At 42.6% G+C, this 20,149-nt stretch carries 17 protein-coding genes; 7 read left to right on the forward strand and 10 right to left on the reverse strand.

What is annotated here, in order from left to right; all coding sequences use genetic code 11:
* Nucleotides 1-208: 208 nt before the first annotated feature.
* The 3 genes from J7E78_RS19200 (at nucleotide 209) to J7E78_RS19210 (ending at nucleotide 5,826) form a co-directional block, all read left to right on the forward strand.
* A complete protein-coding gene (locus tag J7E78_RS19200; protein ID WP_215077779.1) occupies nucleotides 209-1,918 on the forward strand; it encodes a sensor histidine kinase in 1,710 nt (569 codons plus the stop codon).
* The gene (locus tag J7E78_RS19205) at nucleotides 1,918-3,267 is read left to right on the forward strand and encodes a response regulator (protein ID WP_215077780.1); all 1,350 of its coding nucleotides are present in this window, start codon (nucleotides 1,918-1,920) and stop codon (nucleotides 3,265-3,267) included. The genes J7E78_RS19200 and J7E78_RS19205 overlap by 1 nt, the downstream gene beginning before the upstream one ends.
* A 1,173-nt stretch (nucleotides 3,268-4,440) precedes the next feature.
* Nucleotides 4,441-5,826, forward strand: a complete 1,386-nt coding sequence (locus J7E78_RS19210) for a right-handed parallel beta-helix repeat-containing protein (protein ID WP_215077781.1) — start codon at nucleotides 4,441-4,443, stop codon at nucleotides 5,824-5,826.
* Nucleotides 5,827-5,959: 133 nt separating this feature from the next.
* Here J7E78_RS19210 and J7E78_RS19215 read toward each other — a convergent pair whose 3' ends face one another.
* The 3 genes from J7E78_RS19215 to J7E78_RS19225 all read right to left on the reverse strand — a co-directional run bounded on the left by J7E78_RS19215 (nucleotide 5,960) and on the right by J7E78_RS19225 (nucleotide 9,228).
* On the reverse strand, nucleotides 5,960-7,198 hold the full coding sequence (locus J7E78_RS19215; protein ID WP_215077782.1) for a DUF418 domain-containing protein: 1,239 nt from the start codon (nucleotides 7,196-7,198) through the stop codon (nucleotides 5,960-5,962).
* Between the two features lie 171 nt (nucleotides 7,199-7,369).
* Nucleotides 7,370-8,110 (reverse strand): type I methionyl aminopeptidase, encoded by a 741-nt coding sequence (map, locus tag J7E78_RS19220; protein ID WP_215077783.1) that lies wholly within the window; start codon nucleotides 8,108-8,110, stop codon nucleotides 7,370-7,372.
* Nucleotides 8,111-8,265: 155 nt separating this feature from the next.
* Nucleotides 8,266-9,228, reverse strand: coding sequence for a helix-turn-helix transcriptional regulator (locus tag J7E78_RS19225; RefSeq protein ID WP_215077784.1), 963 nt, complete (start codon nucleotides 9,226-9,228; stop codon nucleotides 8,266-8,268).
* A gap of 251 nt (nucleotides 9,229-9,479) precedes the next feature.
* Here J7E78_RS19225 and J7E78_RS29840 point away from each other — a divergent pair, with 251 nt between their 5' ends.
* Together J7E78_RS29840 and J7E78_RS29845 are read left to right on the forward strand one after the other, a co-directional pair.
* On the forward strand, nucleotides 9,480-9,905 hold the full coding sequence (locus J7E78_RS29840; protein WP_311517653.1) for a GerAB/ArcD/ProY family transporter: 426 nt from the start codon (nucleotides 9,480-9,482) through the stop codon (nucleotides 9,903-9,905).
* A gap of 25 nt (nucleotides 9,906-9,930) precedes the next feature.
* On the forward strand, nucleotides 9,931-10,326 hold the full coding sequence (locus tag J7E78_RS29845; protein WP_311517654.1) for a hypothetical protein: 396 nt from the start codon (nucleotides 9,931-9,933) through the stop codon (nucleotides 10,324-10,326).
* A gap of 29 nt (nucleotides 10,327-10,355) precedes the next feature.
* On the opposite strand, the gene J7E78_RS19235 is transcribed toward J7E78_RS29845, so the two are convergent.
* The 5 genes from J7E78_RS19235 to J7E78_RS19255 all read right to left on the reverse strand — a co-directional run bounded on the left by J7E78_RS19235 (nucleotide 10,356) and on the right by J7E78_RS19255 (nucleotide 15,822).
* Nucleotides 10,356-11,624: a cytosine deaminase gene (locus J7E78_RS19235; RefSeq protein ID WP_215077785.1), complete on the reverse strand. Its 1,269-nt coding sequence runs from the start codon at nucleotides 11,622-11,624 to the stop codon at nucleotides 10,356-10,358.
* Entirely contained in the window at nucleotides 11,593-12,870 is a 1,278-nt protein-coding gene (gene codB, locus J7E78_RS19240; protein ID WP_215077786.1) for a cytosine permease, read from the reverse strand. Before codB ends, J7E78_RS19235 begins: the two co-directional genes overlap by 32 nt.
* Nucleotides 12,871-13,186: 316 nt before the next feature.
* A complete protein-coding gene (locus J7E78_RS19245) occupies nucleotides 13,187-13,837 on the reverse strand; it encodes a hypothetical protein (RefSeq protein ID WP_215077787.1) in 651 nt (216 codons plus the stop codon).
* Nucleotides 13,838-14,030: 193 nt separating this feature from the next.
* Nucleotides 14,031-15,062, reverse strand: coding sequence for a ketopantoate reductase family protein (locus J7E78_RS19250; protein ID WP_215077788.1), 1,032 nt, complete (start codon nucleotides 15,060-15,062; stop codon nucleotides 14,031-14,033).
* Between the two features lie 13 nt (nucleotides 15,063-15,075).
* A complete protein-coding gene (locus tag J7E78_RS19255; RefSeq protein WP_215077827.1) occupies nucleotides 15,076-15,822 on the reverse strand; it encodes an acetoacetate decarboxylase in 747 nt (248 codons plus the stop codon).
* 152 nt (nucleotides 15,823-15,974) lie between these two features.
* Between J7E78_RS19255 and J7E78_RS19260 the strand changes: the two genes are divergently transcribed.
* On the forward strand, nucleotides 15,975-16,862 hold the full coding sequence (locus J7E78_RS19260; protein ID WP_215077789.1) for a LysR family transcriptional regulator: 888 nt from the start codon (nucleotides 15,975-15,977) through the stop codon (nucleotides 16,860-16,862).
* A gap of 82 nt (nucleotides 16,863-16,944) precedes the next feature.
* Here J7E78_RS19260 and J7E78_RS19265 read toward each other — a convergent pair whose 3' ends face one another.
* Nucleotides 16,945-18,351 carry a family 4 glycosyl hydrolase gene (locus J7E78_RS19265; RefSeq protein WP_215077790.1) on the reverse strand — a complete coding sequence of 469 codons (1,407 nt, stop codon included), beginning with the start codon at nucleotides 18,349-18,351 and terminating at the stop codon, nucleotides 16,945-16,947.
* Nucleotides 18,352-18,527: 176 nt separating this feature from the next.
* Between J7E78_RS19265 and J7E78_RS19270 the strand changes: the two genes are divergently transcribed.
* The gene (locus J7E78_RS19270; RefSeq protein ID WP_215077791.1) at nucleotides 18,528-19,379 is read left to right on the forward strand and encodes an AraC family transcriptional regulator; all 852 of its coding nucleotides are present in this window, start codon (nucleotides 18,528-18,530) and stop codon (nucleotides 19,377-19,379) included.
* 95 nt (nucleotides 19,380-19,474) lie between these two features.
* On the opposite strand, the gene J7E78_RS19275 is transcribed toward J7E78_RS19270, so the two are convergent.
* Nucleotides 19,475-20,143, reverse strand: a complete 669-nt coding sequence (locus J7E78_RS19275) for a phosphotransferase enzyme family protein (protein WP_311517655.1) — start codon at nucleotides 20,141-20,143, stop codon at nucleotides 19,475-19,477.
* Between the last annotated feature and the right edge of the window lie 6 nt (nucleotides 20,144-20,149).

Genomic DNA, 20,149 nt, shown 5'->3' on the forward strand with positions numbered 1-20,149 from the left:
AAAGCGAACCTTGAAGTAAGCTTAACAAAAGCGCTCTCACTCCAAAATGCCAAAATTTCAAGATCATCACCCCATCCTGAAGTAATGTTAAACCGCTTTCATTAATCGTTGATGCTGCCCTTCCGCTTTTCGAAGGTTTGGCTTATATTAAAGTTAATCCGATCTGGAGTTTAACTTCCTACGTTTGGCGATATGAAAGGAAACACATATGATCCGAAAAATGTATATGAAGCGATTTATCTATTTCTTTGTTTTTTTTCTGCTGCTGACGTTAAGTTTGTTTTTCGTGATGAACCGATTGAGCTCCAAAACACTTGAAGAAAATCTGATTGGCGCTTCCAAAAATCAGCTTGATTATGTGAAAGGCATTCTTGACGGGATTATATACGAGGCTAACATGTACGGGGTTCAGTATGCGGCAGACAGTGATGTCCGGTTTTACCAGAGGCATGTTATCGAGCTGAGCAATTACGATTCCCAAATGAAGAAAAACGAAATCGTTGATCGCTTGCGACAAACGCTCCTATCCAGTCGATCGATTGAATCGATCGGCATTTACTGGCAGTCTGAAGAAACGTTTCTGTCCACCAACAGTACGCCGGAGGCGAGACTTCCGTTCAAGGATGTTCATGGGCGGGGATGGCAAATCGTCGGCAATAGCTTGTATTACTTTGCTCTCTACCCTTACATTCAAAAATCCGGACAAAATGAACCGACTCAGTACGTGGTTGGTGTAAAGCTGAACACGGATTATTTGAAAAATCTGCTGAAAAAGGCTGTGAACAACGACAGCTCAAACGCTTTTTTTTGGTTTAATTCCCATCAGTTATGGAGTGAGAAAGAAGTCGATAACGATCTATTGAAAGCGGTTACCAATATGCTTTCTCCACAACCGGAGATCACTTTGAAATATGATTATCACACCAATTCAGACGACTATTATGTTCTTTCCCGATATATTGAATCAATCGACGCCTACCTGATTACATATACACAGACGAATGATTTTCTGCAACCGATTGACCGTAACCGTAAAGTTTTTTTTGCCAGCATTTTAGCTGTTTTCACGCTTGGTCTGGTTGTGATCTTTACGTTTTACCGGAACTATTACCGTAATATTCGTTTGTTGGAACGGAAGTTTTCACAGGTCGAACAAGGCAATCACAATACACGTATTACCGAAAATACGGATAGAGAGTTCTACAGCCTGTTCAGAAGTTTTAACCATATGGTTACCGAGATCCAGGATCTGTTTGTATCCTTGAAGACTGAAACGGAACTAAGACGAAGTGCGGAACTTCAACAACTTCAGGCTCAGATCAATCCTCATTTTTTATACAACAGTTTGTTTTTCATCATGTCGGTGGCTCAGTTCTCACCTGATTCTGTCATGCGTATGAGCAAACATCTCGCCGAATATTATCGTTATTTAACCAAATTGGACCGGCATGAAGTCACGCTGGAAAGTGAACTCCAGTTTGCGGAACATTTCCTGATTATTATGGCTCTTAGCAAAAAAATGGAGTACAGCATTGATCTGCCGCCCGAATTGTCCTCCCTTCCCCTCATGCCGCTGATCATCCAGCCAGTGGTTGAAAATGCGATTCAACATGGAATCGAAGGACAACAAGGTGCCCATCGGGTGACGATTGATGTAAAACAGACGGAGGCTGCGATAACGATCAAGGTATCCGATGACGGCAAAGGTCTTTCGCTTGACGATATCCGTAGCCTGGAGGCTCGGCTTGAGAGTGATACCCCGCCTGAAGGAATTAAAGGCGTAGGTCTCTGGAATGTAAATCAACGTCTGAAAAATACGTACGGCGAACTTAGCGGGTTACATTTTTCTACTAATGATTGGGGCGGCTTGTCTGTCCTGCTGCTCATCAGCATTCCCGTGGTGAAAGGAGATAACTAATGCGATTATTAATTGTGGATGACGGACATTATGTCGTTGAATATATGAAGCACTTGCTGGATTGGAACACCTTTGGCATTGATCAGATCGAGACGATGACCAATTCGATTGAAGCAAGGGACATGTTGACTCAAAACCACATCGATATTCTGATTACTGACATCCGAATGCCTGAGGTTTCTGGTATTGATCTGCTTCAACATATCCACCAACATAACTTGCCAACCAAAGTGATCATCCTTTCCGGCTACTCCGAGTTCGAATATGCGCAACAAGGAATTCGTTTAGGTGCGCTCGACTACTTGCTCAAACCTGTTGACAAAGATGATGTGGAGAAAGCCATGTCCAAAGCCATCAATAATATTACAAAGACACGGCCAGCTCAATCTGTTGCATGGGAGAACTTCGATGGATTGGGATATCTGCTTTCCCTGCTTGGTCACAATGAGACATTAAGGAAGCAATATGATGCGTATACTGAGTTTCTAGGGGAACGCCGTTTTTGCTGCTTCAAGCTGGAGGGTTTTACACAAGAACATGAGGATGCTATAAAACACGCTGTCGGAGGCAAATTGGATCATCTCGTGTGGGCTGCGGGAACGCGACTGTTCGGTCTTGTTCCGGAAGAAGCTGCTGCAGAACTGACCATCAAACTGGAGCAATCGGTCGCGTCTCCTCCCTTTTCATTAACTGATCGAAACGTGACCCGACAGATGTTCTACAGGTTCTTTCTTAATGAGAACGTACACTTAGAAGATTTCAATGGCATATTCAACCATTCTCCGTCATGCGGTGATTGGGAGTCGGCGGGAAATATCATTAAAAAATATGATCAAATCCACCTCCATAAGCAAAAAATAATCTTTCTCATGGAGACCATTCTATATGTATATCTGACGGACAAGGATCGGGATAACTCTGAAACCGTGGATTGGATATTCAACCAGTTACGCTATCCTGATGAACTATCCTCAACTCTCATGGATCGGGTCAGTCGGATCAGAAACAACAAACAGATGTCCATCCAAACCATCGTTGACAAAGTACAAACGTATATCGAAGACCATCTTTCACATGGCCTTAGCCTGGATGAACTGGGGAAAGTTGCACATCTTCATCCTGTTTATTTTTCCAAACTATTTAAACAAGAAACGGGCGAAAATGTGTCAAACTATATTTCCAGGAAACGGTTGGAGAAAGCTTCTCAACTGCTTCAAGATTCGGAACTCCGTATAGCCGATATCGCGCAGATGGTTGGTTACCGAAAAAATCAATATTTTATCCAGTTGTTCAAAGTGGAATACGGAGTTACGCCCTACCAGTACCGCAGAAATATGATTCATCAATGACTTCGGTTGAGTATGTTACATACATGATATGTCCAATGTAGTACCGAAAAAGCCCAACTTCCTACTCTTGTGTTTACAGAGTGTGTTGGGTCTTTTTAGCGCCGTACGATAAACATCGTAAGTCCTCTTGATTGCTTCTGCTCCGTTCTCATATCTGGAAGCGATTGATAAGGGGCAAGGTTGCCCGTCATGGCTTCCTTGAACAGTTGATTCGCTTGCTCTACTTTGTTGTTATCGATTATCTTAATTCCGAAATAAGGAGATAGCTGATCCAGCTCGCGGGCTGAATTTCATCCGACACCGGTCTATACGTCGCCATCAAAGTGATAAATACATCTCTCATACAATTCTGGGTCGAGAATTTCTTTACAGGGCTCTTTCCACTTTTCTAAATTACTTTTGATATGTAATCTCCAATTATTTTGGTCAAGTAACTTAAAACCATCGGTTCCATGGTAACCATACCCAGGAGTTTTAACCTCATGGAGCATAGCATGATACACGCCAATCTGAAAAGAAAGTTTCCCATCAATCTCTCCTGTACAAGGTATACCTTCAATTGTACATCAGAACTGAATGACTCTGCACATCTTCAATATTCAAGACATTCAATTTTAGCTTTTCTATAACTTTTAGAATGGTATTCATATTTAGCCTCCTTTTTTTAAATATTTTTCCAATTTTTTTACAAGGTCGCGAAAACAATACATGGATCAATGCAGATCATTCTATGAAAAATATTTCCCTAAGTGCATATCTTTTATTTCTTGAGAAATTACTATTCTTTTCCTTTAAAAAACATCTTGCCAACCATAAGTCCCATAGCCGATGAACAGATCAGATATCCAAAGAACAAGAAAAGTAAATAAATACCATGAAGATCTGCAGGAATCTGTTTCAAACCTTCAAACCAAGCAAAACGAAAAGGATAAAAGATAACTACCCATATTATCAGCAAAAAAAGAAGAAAATTAATTATTTTTAGCACAATAACGATCCTTTCAAGTCCAAGTTGAAACAGCCGTAGTTATACGCTGCTTCTTTCATCGTACATCTTAACGCTCCCCGTACAGTGTATTAGTTAGCTTATGGCGAAGAGGCGCAATTTCAATGTATTTGTCCAAGCAATTCTACTGAGTCTTCATACTTTATAGTTAAGGAGGTGAATATTAAATGGCAAATGAAATTTTTGTACCGGCTGATTTTCCAACCATTTCTGCTGCAGTAGCAGCGGCTAATCAATTCGATACGATTCGGGTGGCTCCTGGCATATATAATGAAACAGTTATCGTGAATAAAACGATTCAATTACACGGAGCTCAATCCGGAGTTGATGCGAGGACAAGGACAGGATCACTAGGATCCGAATCGATCATAATTGGTTCGGGTGTTTCCGGGGCCGTACAGTTAGTAAATGATAATGTTGTTGTCGATGGATTTACGATTGCAAACAATAGCGCTGGTCCAGGTATTGGTACAACTAACGGTTTTTCAGGATATTGGGTGTTTAATAATATAGTACAAAATAATGTTTTCGGTCTGTATATAAATTCGAACGGATTAACAGAATCGCAAGTCAAACAAAATGTGTTTCATAATAATAATCAACCTGGAGCATCTTCTGGAAATGGTATTTACTCAGATGCAGGTGTCCAAAATCTATTTATTGAGAGTAATCTGTTCACAGGTTCCCATGCATCTGCCTCAATTATTATGATAGGTTCATTGGCACTACCAGCAGCTAATATTATTATGTCAAGAAACAAAATGAATATGGATAACTCAATTGTGCTATTTAACACAACGAATGTCAAAATTACAAATAATACGATACTTGGTGCCCTAGGAAGTTCCATCTTCATCGGTGGTGGTACTACTCGAACGGAGATAGAAAGCAACATCCTGCACAACAGCAATTTCAACGGTATCAGTGTAAATGACTTTGTTGGTGCTGAGAATACCAATATTCGTGCAAAACTAAACAGCATCCAGGGAAACGCGGTCGCAGGCCTCAACATTGCAGCTGGTTCTTATGATACCACTCCGCCAAACCTAAGATTAGATGCTACGAATAACTGGTGGGGAAGTTCGAGTGGACCATTCCCAATTGGAACAGGCGATGCCGTGATCGATCCTGATGGGGTAGCCGAAATCACACCATTTTTAACGGCGGATCCTTTGGCTCTTCCTGGTCAAGTTTTCTCAACAGGCCCAATTCAAAGGAATGGCTCTAATGCTCAAACCATTATAGTTGATATCCTTAACAACGATCCTATAAATCCAGCCGTAATTGAAATTCTGGGTTTCTTTATGGGAACTGCAGGAGGTAAAACTCCCTATGTGCATGAGTTATTTAGCCTCGCTCCAAGTACGAAAATCCAAAAAACGTATTTTGTTTCTGCTTTTGAGGAATATGAGTTCCAATTCGGAATCACAGACACTGACGGTGTTCAAATATCAATTTGGCCAAGGGACGCCAACGGAAACTTATTACCAACACAGCGAGTTTTGAGTTCTGAATTACAACAAATAAACACGTTAACACCTTTAGTACCTTGATGAAAAAATATAATCAGTAGATGAGCATTAATACCCTTTAAGATGGGCTTCTTTCAAAGTGTCTATCTTATAGGGTACATTTTTTATCAGAACGGGCTTCTTTTGGCGTTTCGCGATAGCGCTTTATGCTTACTTACTGGACACCTGGCACGTTTTCATGCAAAGTTGAGTTCGGTTTTTCCTTCTTTCTTGGCTGTCCTTTCCAGGAAAGGTATGTCCAAATCCGTAAGAGGTACTCAACCGGCCCATTGTTAAATTTCTTAAGATACAGGGGGCTGAGCCACAATTGAATGCCGTAGACCGCAAGCGCAATAATCGCCCCGATGAAGACACCGGCACGGCCAAACAGTCCCAGGCCATATCCATAGAAAATGGTCGTACAGATTACGCTCTGCATCAGGTAATTTGTCAGCGAAAGACGGCCGACCGCCTCGAACCTGCTCATCAGGCTAAACTGGCGGCTTCCCGTGTACAACAGCGCAAATGCATATATGTATCCGAGTGCAAGTAGCGTTCCCCCAAGCGTCCCGCCGATTCCGATTCCGGGCCATCCTCCCGCACCCAATTTTGGCGCCAATTCACTGTATGCTTTGAGTATCAAACCTACTGGAATCAATAACGATGCTCGGCGAAGATACATTTTCCGCATCGTTTGCGGATCGCTAAACGTGCCGAATCTGGCAGCGCGCATGCCGAGCAGGAACATCGGTACCGTCATGAGTGGCGCTAACATCAGGGCTATCAGGGCGTATGACACCTCCAAATCCCCGCCGAATGGATCGCCGTTATTACTGAAATCCCTTATTTCCGCGTAGCTGCCGTTGCCGTACACATCCTGACTTTGAATGATATAGTTCTCCAAATGAATGGACTCAATCGCCAGCGGGTTCATCGGATTAGATGCGGGGAGACCAAGTATGCCCGCACCCATGAGTAGCAGTACCGCCCAAATGAGCAGCGTTTTAGGCTTCCGATTAAGGAACATGAGCAGGAAGAAACCCAGTACGCCATAAAACGTCAGGATATCCCCTTCCCACAGATAGATGATGTGCAGCAATCCGATACCAAACAGTAGTAGAAAACGGCGTGCCAGGTGACACTTTGGCCGTAAATCTCGTGATTTGAGGCTTTCTGAGAGCTTAACCATCCCAAAGCCAAACATAAAAGCAAAAATCGGCATAAAACTCCCCACAACAGTGATCAGCAGGAACGAGAGGAAAGCCTGATCTGCTCCGCCGATCCCGAACAGTTGGGGTTTACTCTGGCCATATATTCCATATTGGAAAGCCAGCATATTCGCCAGCACAATGCCGGCCAGACTGAATCCGCGCAGTCCATCAATGACTTGAACGCGCTTTTTTGATGTGCTCAATCTATCACCTCTGTCTATAACATAAAGATCAGATCTAAATATACGTTAAATCCTTCCATAATTTCAACATAAATTAATAAGTGGACGTTTATATTGTGATTTACTTTGACGTGCCAATAAAACAAAAACAAAAAAGTCGCTAAATTTAGCGACTTTTTTTGTTTAAACACCTTACAGAGTGACAATAATTGGACCATTTTTAGTAAGAATAATCGTATGTTCTATTTGAGCTACATAGCTGTTTTTAGTAACAAAGGTCCAGCCATCTCCTGACTGGACTACTTCTTCTTCTGAAGTTGAGATAAATGGCTCGAATGCGATAACCATGCCTTCTTTTAACAATTCATCATCCGATGGATCATTATAATTGTAGATGTGGTCAGGTGCTTCGTGTATTCCACGTCCAACACCATGTCCTGTAAGGTTTTTAATAACCGTTAATTCATGCTGTCTGGCAGTTTGGAATACGGCTTTGCCGATTCCGCTTTTTTTGGAGCCCGGTTTTGCTTTTTTAAGACCTGCTTCAAATGCCTGTTTAACAACGTCGCATATTTTCGTTAACACTTCTTCACCTTCGCCTACGACAAACGAGATTCCCGTATCTGCAAAATAACTGTTCTTGGAGCCAGACACATCAATATTGACGATGTCCCCTTCTTGAATAACCCGATCTCCCGGAATACCATGTGCCACTTCTTCATTAACACTAATACAAGTAAATCCCGGGAAATTATATTCACTTTTTGGAGCAGAAACTGCGCCAGCTTTCTCAAAAAGCTCTCCAGCTAGATCATCAAGTTCTTTAGTTGTTATGCCTGGGATGGTTCTTTGAACCAATTCATCTCGAATAGAAGCTACAATTTTTCCAATTTCCTTCAAGCCATTAAAATCTTCTTCTGTTCTTGCGATCATTTTTTCTTACCTCACTATCTTTTATCATTAATTGATTACATAAGTACTTTTTTGATTGAACATTAGATAATCATATCCAAAGCTGCAAAGCTTCGCAACTTTTTTCAAGCTCACAGATCAAAATCCGATGAGTTCAAATACTGTCAGTGAAGTTGTTAAAGTTGATAGTATTCCATTAACTCGGATACAACAGCAACAAGTCTGTCCTTCAAGCACTGTGGTTCGATGACTTGAATGGATTTCCCGTAGGATAGGAGAAAATAGGGGACGTATGTATGAATTGATTTTTCATCAAATAAAAAGATAGCTTGATTGGAAGTCCGCTCTTTCAGATAGTGTCCCATAAACCAATGCAGCCCCAAGTCATCAATTGCCTCTATTCGGCCTTCGATAACCAAGGAAATTAACCCCTCTTTTCCCCCTACATCAGGTAACAAATTTTGCATAAATAATTCACGGGCTGAAAAAGCTTCCGAACGCTTAAAGCGGAGTGGAGTAAGCTTGATCCGAAGAATACGATCTGCCCGAAAGCTGCGGAATTCATTTCTCAAGTGGCAAAACGCAATAGTATACCATTTATTATTCCAGTAAACCATTCCATACGGGTCTATTACTCTTTTTTTGGGTTGTTCATCACGGCTTCTGCGATAATCAATTTCGACAGAGCAATCATTAGCCACAGCTTGCTCCAAATCCGCCAAGATTGGCTGAACGGATGGATCTCCCATACGATTGATAACGTTAAACCCGGCTAAATGACGACGAAGTGTGTTTTCCTGATCCTGATTTGAATACATTTTCAACTTGGATGTCGCATTATCCAATGCCTCACTCAAAGGGTATCCCGCTTCTTTTGCAAACACAGCAGCTTGGAGGAGTGCCTTTTTTTCATCAATATCAAATAACAGAGGTGCTTTAATATGTTGATTCAGCAAGCTATACCCGCCGTTATGACCGGTATCGGAAATGATCGGTACTCCACTGGCACATAATGCATCAATATATCGATATACGGTTCTTATATTGATTTCTAACTTTTCGGACATTTGTTTTGCAGTTACTTTGGTTCCTGAATTCAGCATCCATAAAATGGCTAACATACTATCGTTCTTTGGCATAACTTGCATCCTCATCTTCAATTCATTTTTGGGTATCTCTACATTATATCAGTACAGCATATTTTACATAAAACAACTGCGTTGGGCGATACTACCTAGAAATATATTCTCCGGTTTGGAGCGATGGCCAATGAAGCAATCCACATCTAATATTAATACCTCCGAGATAATTATTGTAGTTATCAATTCAATACTCGGAGCTGGAATTCTAACACTCCCTCGCACCATTAGTAAAGCAGTAGGGACACCAGATGTTCATTTTATCAGGATTAATTGTAACCACAATCAGCATCCTCCTTGTAACCTTGTGTCGTAGATTCCCTGGTAAAACGGTATTCGAATTTATACCCGAAATCACAGGTCAGTGGATTGCTTATCTATTGGGACTTTTAATTATCGTATATTTTGTTGTTCTTTGTTCATTCGAAGTTAGAGTCATGGCCGAAATTACAAGTATGTACATCCTTGAGCGCACGCCTACTTGGGTCACCATTATGGTCAGTTTGTGGATTGGTATTTATATGTTAACGGGTGGTCTTAAGGTCATCATCCGGGTCTTTTCAATAGTGTTGCCCGTTACGCTTGTGTTGTTAGCGCTGGTTTTCCTTTTAAGCAGCAAGATGTTTGAACTTAATAACCTCAGACCACTCCTGGGCGATGGATTCATGTGGATATGAATCACTGTTCATTGTGTTTTGGCTGATGCAGATCTTTGCAACCTATGCTTTTAAACACTATTTTGCGGCAATCGGGCTCCGAGATTTGTTCCGTCTCAAAAATATTACGAGCATACAGTTCGCGATGTTACCAGTCTTGTATGTAATTGCTTGCTTGCCTAAAAACCTGGAGGAAACGTTAGCTTTGGGTGATTTTCTTGGCAATATATCCATTGTTTTATTTGGCTTGTTACCACTGCTACTACTGATCATTAGTTTTGTTGGTAAAAAAGGCGGAAAGCAGGCTTCTAGTGAGCACTTAAGGCAAGCTGAATGTCTGTTCTTATTGTATGTGCTCAGGAGCACCTTTTCGTTCTTCTGGCTCTCCAGCAGCATAAATTGCGTAGACAGTACAAAAAAGCTAAAAAAGCCGCTAAAATAGCGACTTTTAATGGGAGTATATTTTCTTCATTATTTGTTGAAAGTAACCTTCTCTGAACCACCCTCAAAAATGATGGATGTGTCCCGCGGCTTCGATTCCGCAATTTTACGGCCGCCTCTGTAGGAATAAAGTACGCCGGCTTGTTTGCGAACAGCCTCATATTCATTCTCTGCTTCAAGTACGATGAAGTTGGCAGGTTTACCTTCTTCAATACCGTATACATCCTCAATTTGTAACGTTCTTGCGCTGTTTTTGGTAATGAGGTCAATCGAATTCACGATTTGGTCGTAACCAAGCAACTGGGAAGCATGAATCCCCATATGCAGCACTTGCAGCATGTTGCCTGTACCGAGCGGATACCATGGATCGAAGATGTCATCATGACCAAAGCACACATTCAGACCTGCTTCCTGCAACTCTTTGACACGCGTCAGTCCTCTTCTTTTAGGATACGTATCGAAGCGTCCTTGCAGGTGAATGTTGACCAGCGGATTGGAGACAAAGTTCAAATCAGCCATCTTCAGCAAACGGAACAATTTGTACGTATAAGCGTCATTGTATGACCCCATTGCCGTCGTGTGACTTGCTGTTGTACGTGAACCTAGTCCACGTTCGTAGGCTTCCTTGGCGACAACTTCAACAAAACGGGATTGCTCGTCATCGATCTCATCGCAATGGATATCAATGAGACGATCGTATTTTTCAGCCAGATCAAACGCAACTTTCATGGAATCAACGCCGTATTCCCGTGTGAATTCGAAGTGTGGAATGCCGCCGACCACGTCAACACCCATTTTCAGTGACTCCTCCAGCAATTCTGCCCCGTTTGGATAAGAGTGAATGCCTTCCTGTGGGAAAGCAACAAGCTGGATGTCCATATATGGAGCCATTTCTTCTTTGACTTCAAGCATCGCTTTAACTGCGATCAAGCTTGGATCGGTAACGTCCACATGAGTCCGTACATGCTGGATGCCCTGTGCCAATTGCCACTTGAGTGCTGTTTTGGAACGTGTTTTGACATCCTCATGTGTTAAGAAAGCCTTGCGCTCTGACCAGCGCTGGATGCCTTCGAACAGCGTTCCGCTTAGATTCCACTCCGGCTCGCCTGCGGTTAGCGTTGTATCGAGATGAATATGCGGCTCAATGAACGGTGGCAGCACAAGCGATCCGTTGACATCCAGGATCTCCTCATTGTCGGTCACTTCCAGTGTTTGTGCGATTCGTTCAAACTTCCCGTCTCTCACAATAATATTCCATAGTCCTTCTTTACCCCGCAATTTTGCGTTCTGTATAATCATTTATTTTCCCCATTTCTTTGGATTCTTTGGCAGGAACAATCAGCATCAAGATGATATAGGCCACTGCTGTACCAAGCAGTGCGTTCAATGGTGTTACGCCAGGAGCCAGTTGGGCAAATGCCACGCCGATGGCCCAAGCCACCATCGCTACCCAGTTTACATTTTTGAATGACATGTCGGCAAATGGCTTATAGTTTCTACGTTTCACAATGAAGTAATCTGCAATAATAATAGCCCCGATGGATGGTACCGCCGCACCCAGTACGTTCAGGAAACTGACGAAATTGTTGTACATCCACATGGCGAATACGGTACCAACGATACCGTTCACAATGACGAAGAATTTCTTCGAAATTTTGGTGATGTTGGCAAAACCGAGACCCGAGGCGTACAGTGCATTATCGTTGGTCGTCCAGATATTCAGGCCCAGAACAATAATTGCCGGAATCATTAACCCTTGCAGGAACATGACCTCCGAGATATCGGCCAGGTTATAGGTCATCGCACCAACTGCACCGAAGAGAAACATGAGTGAGTTACCCAGGAAGAATGCAGTAACTGTTGCGGTAACTGCCTGTTTGGATGTCCGGGAAAATCGGGCAAAATCGGGTGTCAGCGTTCCGCCACTTATGAATGATCCGATACAGATTGTCAATGCTGCCGCCGCGGTAAGCGACTGAGTCGGCGTGTAATCAAGCAACCCTTGCAGACCTCCCAGCGAACCTGCACCTTCGAACATGGAGTAACCACCGAGAATGGCAATCGCAGGAACCGCGATATATCCGAGAATGACGAGTGACTTCATACCGAAGATGGCTGATGCCGTCATAGCAAGTCCGAACACGATAATTAACAGATACACATTCCAATCCATGGCTTTGGCGACCGGAATCGCGAACATGGCTACGCCTACTCCGAACCATCCGACTTGTGTGAAACCTAGCAGGAATGAAGGCAGATACGACCCTTTTGCACCGAATGCATATTTAGCGAGCAAATGTGTGGACAGGCCCGTTTTGGCAGCGATATGTGCCAGTGCCCCTGTATAGATACCGAGCACCAGATTGCCTGCAAGCACGATGCCAATGAACTCCATGAACGTCAAGCTGACGCCCAGCGTGCCTCCTGCCAGCATGCTTGCTGAGAAAAATGTGAAACCGAGCATGACGGATAACGTCTTCCAAAATTGGTTTCTTTGCGATTTCGGCACGGCTTGCCATGAAAACTCTTGATCTTGTTTGCTCATCAGAATACCCCCAACGTAAAGTGTATCTGATACCAAAAAAAGCAGAAAAAAGAGGCTACTCGTCAAGTTATACACTGACAAGTAGCCTCTTTTTGCATCATAACCCGCGCGAAGACACAGAGCATCCCGTTACGGAATATGCCCTGTTTCTCGCGTGATTATGAAATCCGCTGCCCTTGCCAGCCTCTCTGGACTGAATTAAAGGTACCAGTATTCAATTACATACTATTATTTTGAAAAAAACTGCAGTTGTCAATGTCATTATTATCCAACAGTTATTAATTCCTTATACAGCAAGCAAATAATAATGTCGAGTTTACGATATGTGTTCAACAACTTCTGGTAATACTCTTTCATATTCCTTATACAAGACATAACGATTAACACCTCTGGAAGAGTTAAGTGCTTCATGAGCGTGCTGGATGGCGGTATCACGGTTTTCTGCTTTGAGTTCAAGACCCGCGAGCAGTGTTGATCGCATCCACTGTTTTTTAATGGATTGAAGTCTTTCACGCGCATCTTCACTTTTCCCGTCTTCCAAGAGTAGAATGGTTTCGTAATATGTACGGTAGTCCGATAAGCCGATATGAGGTACAGCTTGCCGAATGGCAAACATATCCTTGCGATATAATCCGTAAGCTGCCTTGAACTGTGCTTGTGTTGTTCTTCGCTTATATTTCTGCATAATTTGCTCCATAACTAGTTCTACCTCATCATCAAGTCTGTTTGCAAGAACATAAATAATGTATGTCCCAGGTGTATTTTGCTGCTTGGATAAAAAGGACTCTAAACGATCTATACGCTTATCAAATACTAAAGGATAAAAAACATGTTTAAAAAATACGATAAGAATGGTAACGACTACACCCCCTATTGTCCAAAATAGTGAATAGTCATTCCAGGTCATAAACAAAACAAAGACAAACACCGTCAAATAAAAGACGAATTCCCCCCAAGATTTCCTCATATGTATCTCCTTCGAATAGAAAAATAACCAGCAAGTCTATATTATATCAAATTTAATCCCCCTTTTTGTATAATTTTAGGAAACAAAATCACGAAGAGTATTCTATCTGTCGCAAAATCAAGCCTGACTAGATTTACTGATACAACAAAAAAGCCGCTGTATTAGCGACTTTCAGTTGAAATAATTGAATTTATTATTGTGCACTTAATAGTTCTTCAAAAGCTTTTATATTCGTGTCAAAATGAGGAACGGTATGAGTTTCTTCTGCAGATTTGACCAGTTTTACAACTAAATCATTATAAGGTGTCGCAATTCCGGTACCTTCTGCTCTGCTTGAAACAACCCCGTTAATGTAATCAATTTCCGTTTTGCGGTTCTTCTCCAGATCTTGAAGCATGCTTGCTTTGAGCAGTCTGGAGGGCTCCATCACGTAACGTAATGTTTTCACCCGTTCAGGGATATCTTCTTTGCTGTTCAGTTCGAGTGAAGCGATGTCGAATCCATTCATTTTAACCAAAGTAACCCCATTGGCGCGAGCAACTTTAATCGTCTCGTCCGCAATATGAGCTGCACTCACAATGCCGGCTTCGTGATCGATAATGTCCCCGTATTCACCATTTAACGCAGCCGATAAACCACTGAAGGCATTGTTGATCAGCAATTTGGACCATTTGGTTCCAACCAGGTTATCGGAAATATGAGTTCCACCCACAAGATCCAACACCGATTTCGCACGTTGAATTCGTTCGGTGATTTCACCATTTAATTCGCCAATCTGAAAAGCATACTGCTTAAATTGAGTGTACTCGGTAGTCAGACTGGATACACCCGGTTCAATGAACGTAGCGCCAAACTCAACGGAGCCAGCAATGACACGTTTTTCACCCACAATGGACGCCACTTTTTCTTCCGGAATCCCGTTCTGCAAGGAACATACCATACTGTCTTCTTTCAAGAATGGAAGTAGTTCCTGAAGGATGGAATCGTTATAAAGTTGTTTGGTTAAAAGTAACACGAGGTCATATTGTCCTGATTTCTGATCAGGAGTAATTGCTTTTACTTTGGACTGAAACTCTGTGGTACCCGTTACTTTAGCACCCGTCTGATTTAAAGCATCTACATGTTCTTGATATGCATCAATTAACTCAACGTCAAGTCCACCATCCGCAAGGTATGCACCTACGATAGTTCCCAAAGATCCTGCTCCTACAATTGCAATTCTCATTTTAATTTCCTCCTTATTTTTCTTCCAGATAGTTATATACAGGTTGTGCTGCGTTTAAGGTTAGGTTGGTAAGGATATGAGAAGCGGACACCACTTCCAACACAGGCAGATCTCCAAGAGGTGCCAACGCATGTTCGAACAATTGAAGCCGGGCAGGTCCTGTCCAAGCTTCCTTCACTTCGATGTCCGTAATTTGAGTACGGATCAGATCACATATTCTTAAATTCCCGTTATAGTCGGTAGCAATCTTAATCATAAAATTAGGTCGGCATATTTCACGTTTGGCGAACTCTTTATCCATCTCCACATGTTTATAGCCCATTGTTGCCGTGGCTACACGCAGCGTCCCATAATCAAGTGTGCCGACAAGTGTATCTGAATCGGTATACAACTTGGGTGCGCCCAGCTTTTTCGGATAGGCGGTGAGCTCTCGACCACTCGCAATCGCGGGGAAATTGTCTACGTACATTGAATGCACATAATCGCCTTCCTCCCCATTGAATTGCACAGGGATAACTTGTCCAGCTTCGGTATAAGCACCCAGTCCAGAAACATCCGGCATCCACATCACTTCGAATTTAACCAAAGGTTCCGTAATTTCCAAAGGTTCTGGTACGGCTGATCGCAATGCTTTTTCATCGGTTCGGTAAATAATATTCAAGTATTCACGATTCACAAATTTGTACGGTGGCATCGGGTATGCCGGAGCTGTTAGGGGTGTATTCAGATTTTTAGCTATGTTATTCACATCGATTTTCATCAAAGACACCTACCTCTTAAATTTAGTTAATTTTCTCTATTTAAAATTTGATCTGTATCTCATAAAAAAAATTCTACATCAATATTTAAATTTAATATAATACATAATAAGTACTATATATATTTATCAGAATAAATAAGGAGTGCATGTGAATGGAATTGCTTCAGCTCAAATATTTTCAGACCGTTGCCTATACCGAACATATCTCCAAGGCAGCTGCGCAATTGAATATTGCTCAACCTTCCCTAAGCTTGACGATTAAAAGACTTGAGGATGAACTGGGTACCCCCCTATTTCATAGGAGAGGAAGAAACATTCAATTAAATTCCTCAGGTGAAATTCTATTGAAGCATGTAAACCGGATTTTTATTGAAATTGAAAATGCAGAGATGGAGATCAAAGCGGAGGAACAGCAAATATCCAATACAATCAGGATCTCAATTACAAATACCCGATTTCTCACTGGCCTCATTAGTGACTATATCAACGCCTCCCCTGAAACCAAGCTTCATCAAGGTATTGGGACCCGCAGTGAAATTATTACAGGTTTGAAGAAAGGTGACATCCATCTGGGCATTACGGGGCATCCGATTCAGGATGAGGAGATTGAGAGTGTTGTCCTTGTTGAAGAAGACATTGTTCTGGTTGTGCCAACAAATCATCAATACGGCGGAGAGACAAACATTTCATTAAATGTTGTTGCCAATGAGCCCTTTATTTCCCTTGCTGATAATAAGGAGTACAGCAGTTTTACCACCATGCTCTGTGAAAAAGCAGGCTTCCTCCCCAATCATGCATTCGAGGTCGATTCGCATACTTTGCTAGAAATTATTAGACTTAACCAGGGTGTTGCGTTGCTTCCGATCTCCGTATGTAGAAAACTGGGGTTAAGATATGTAAAAATTGCTGATGATTCAGCGATATATCCAATTAGCCTATCCTGGGTCAAACAAAAATGGTTATCTCCTGCTGTAAGAGAATTTCGTGATTTTATTACTTCGCACTATGAAGACCATACTGTATTGTTTACAGTGGAGTAGGATTTTAAAAAAAAATAGTAAAAAGCAAAGACCACGTTAGCCCTTTGAAGGAGCAGACGTGGTCTATTATCGTTCTCTATTCTTAACTAAACTGCAGTCTATCCTTATACCAAACGTCCGGAATCATCTTACGCTCCAGTTCCAACAATTCATCGATGATCTTGTCTGCGTCACTGATGGAATTCACCAGCGGGTCAGTGAGCATCGCCCTTCTCAGTTTCTCATAGCTCTCTTCCAGAACAGCTTCTACTGTAAGCTCATGCGTATCCAGTACAAGTTCTTGCATCCCTCTTATCCCACGCGGCATCTCGCCTACATGGAGTGGTTTCGCCCCATCCATATCTACATCACACAGTAGTTCCAGGAACGAATCGGTATTCATATTGGTTACCGCGCCTTGATTGAGTGTATTGATGAAGAATTTTTTGCCCAAGTTCCCCACCATATTCTCAATGATGTCGGTCGCATGATCCGGTCCGAAGGTGCTCATGTAATCGGCAATCGGGATGTTCCCTGCAAGAAAGTCATCCACCTGACGCCACATTTCGTCATGACGCTCATACCTGTCCTCTGTCTCCCAGATCGATAATGGAGGAATGGTGTCCGCAGTTTTGCCAAGCCCCTGCCAATACCTGACGTACTCCTTCGTATGCGCGGTACAAGTGGGAATGATTCCGAAAATATCATACAGCTTATAGGTAATTGCATCGTTAAAAAGAGCTTTTGCACCGCGATCACCGCCGTTGTTCTCCTCACCTGCCAGCTTGCGCATGGCTTCTGCGATTGTGGGCATCACATTTTTTCCATCATATTCGGCTTTGAGCAGCCAAGTGAAATGATTGACACCAGCGATACGAAAATCGAATTTCTGGTCTATTTCTGCGGTGAACTGGCTTGTATTTTCGATGATCCCGGCTCGTACGGCATAATAAGCTTTTTTATGCGGCATATGATGACTATCGCACAGTGCAAACGATTTGAGCTTTGGTGCATAACGATGTAATGCAATGCCATGAACGGTAGACGGGTTAATATAATTGATCACCCAAGCATCCGGACACAACTCCTCAATGTCTTTAGCGCATTCCATAATAACCGGCAGTTCCCGCATCGCGCGAAAGATCCCGCCTGGGCCAATCGTATCACCGGAACACATGCGAATCCCATACTTTAGAGAAATCTGGCAGTCGATGCCCCGATATTTAACCGATTCTTCCGCAAAGCTGAGCACAACGAAGTCGGCTCCCGGTAGTACCTGTCTTCGGTCCACTGAACCCTCAATCTTGAGGGATACGTTGTTCTCCTTGGCGACCATTTTCGCTAGTTTTACCATTTTTGAGAGCCTTTCCTCGTCCGTATCCACCAAAGCCAGCGTTCCCTGATTCAAATATGGGGAGTGTACCATCTGCCAGATGGACTGCCGGCCAAAAAACAGGCTGCCCGCTCCAATAACAACTACCTTTGGATGCTGTGTACTTGTAGCATTCATCAATAACCCCTCCTCGTAACGATATAAGTTCATTATAGGTGAGTGAGCTGGAATCGGAATGTGTGATAGTTTTCAATACATGTCATATCGTACGATAGTTAACAATAGATAATTCCTTTGATATGATAGTTAAAAATGAAGGATGTCATAAAGTAGAGAGGAATGAGTTGGGTTAGATGCATGCAGGAACTATAAATATGAGTATACTCGACGAACTTTCGGAGTATATCACACTTCGTATGAGCTCTTATTTGGAACAAACGCACGACAGCAATTGGACGGAGCACAAGTCTCATTCCGATTATGATCTGTGGTTCATTACAGCAGGCTCCGTCCAGATTACCATCGATGGAATCGAGCATATGGCAGAACCGGGTGACGTGGTGTTTTTTTATCCGGATATGCCGTATATTGCTTCTACGACTGGAGAGCTGTGCCAATTCATATACATGCACTTTGATTTCAGCATCGCTGAGCAAAAACGAATTCTCGGCGAGTTTCAACTTCCGGGCATTGTACCTGGCAATCTGATTCAAGAGGAATCAACGCTGTTCACCTCGTCATATCGAAGATTCAAGCAGAGTAGCGGCGCTTCTGGAAGTCCACTCTACTTGAAAGCCTCTCTGCTTCTCGTCATCGCCAAAATACTGGAATTACATAGGCAAGGGCTGTATCACGGTGAGTTTCTGAAAGACCGAAAAGCGAGGAAGACCGAAGGAAGTCTGGAGGTTCTGCAGAATGTCTTCCCATACGTGGATGCGAATCTGCATCGTACCATCCGAGTTAACGAGCTTGCGGCTATTGCTCGCGTTTCTGAGAAATATTTTATTTCTTTGTTCAAAAAAATTCTCGGTATTACACCGGGGCAGTACATCAATCAAATCAAAATGAACCGGGCCAGAGACTATCTGTACGAGAAAAAATATACGATTCAGCAAATTGCCGGATTTCTGGGCTATCCCGACCCGTTCACGTTCTCCAAAGCATTTAAAAAATTTTACAACGTGCCCCCTTCCAAATTTGAATAACATGCCGCAGAGAAACAAAGAGGCAACCGGTCGGTTCCGGCTGCCTCTTCGTTTGAATTGATCATTAATTATTCATGATTGGGATGTAGATCCCTTCAGCGTTCCTCATACGTAAACGGTTCATCACTCGAATAAATGTCATGGAAAAATCCCTTGTACGGTATATCCTCTTCCAAACATTTAATGAGATACAACAGTTCTTCGTCAGCTTCCGGTTCTTCGCCAGCACGCTGCATTTCCTCAAATTGACCTAGAATATTTTCCACGAGAGTGACTTGTATAAATAAAGGCAGCTTCTCCAGCATCGAATCTTCGATCTTGGTCTCGGAAGTATATCCAGCGAGGGCAGTTTGGAAATAGTCATCCATGAACTCTTTGCGTTTGCTCACATCCGACTCAAATTGTATCCAGCCCATACCGTGCGTCCATAGATCAGCCAGATCATACATATACCAACCGAAGCATGAATTATCAAAATCATACACGGTGATCTGACCGGTATCAAAATCGATCGAGTAATTCCCATCGTTATAATCAAAATGGATCATACCGAATGTCTCTTGGTTTGTATCCAAACCTTCTAAGGTATTCAGGAGTACGACCATCTTCTCCTTAAGCAAAGAGAATGATTCAGGTACCAAGTTATCGACACATTCACCGCTGTAATTGTCAATCAAATGATGCCGGCGATGGACGGGAGTGTACCCTTTCGATAGTTGATGCATTCTGCCCAGAACTTTTCCGCTAGGGCGGCGTATAAGAATTTTTTA

This window comes from Paenibacillus polymyxa, from assembly GCF_018614975.1.
Taxonomy (GTDB): Bacteria; Bacillota; Bacilli; order Paenibacillales; family Paenibacillaceae; genus Paenibacillus; species Paenibacillus polymyxa_E.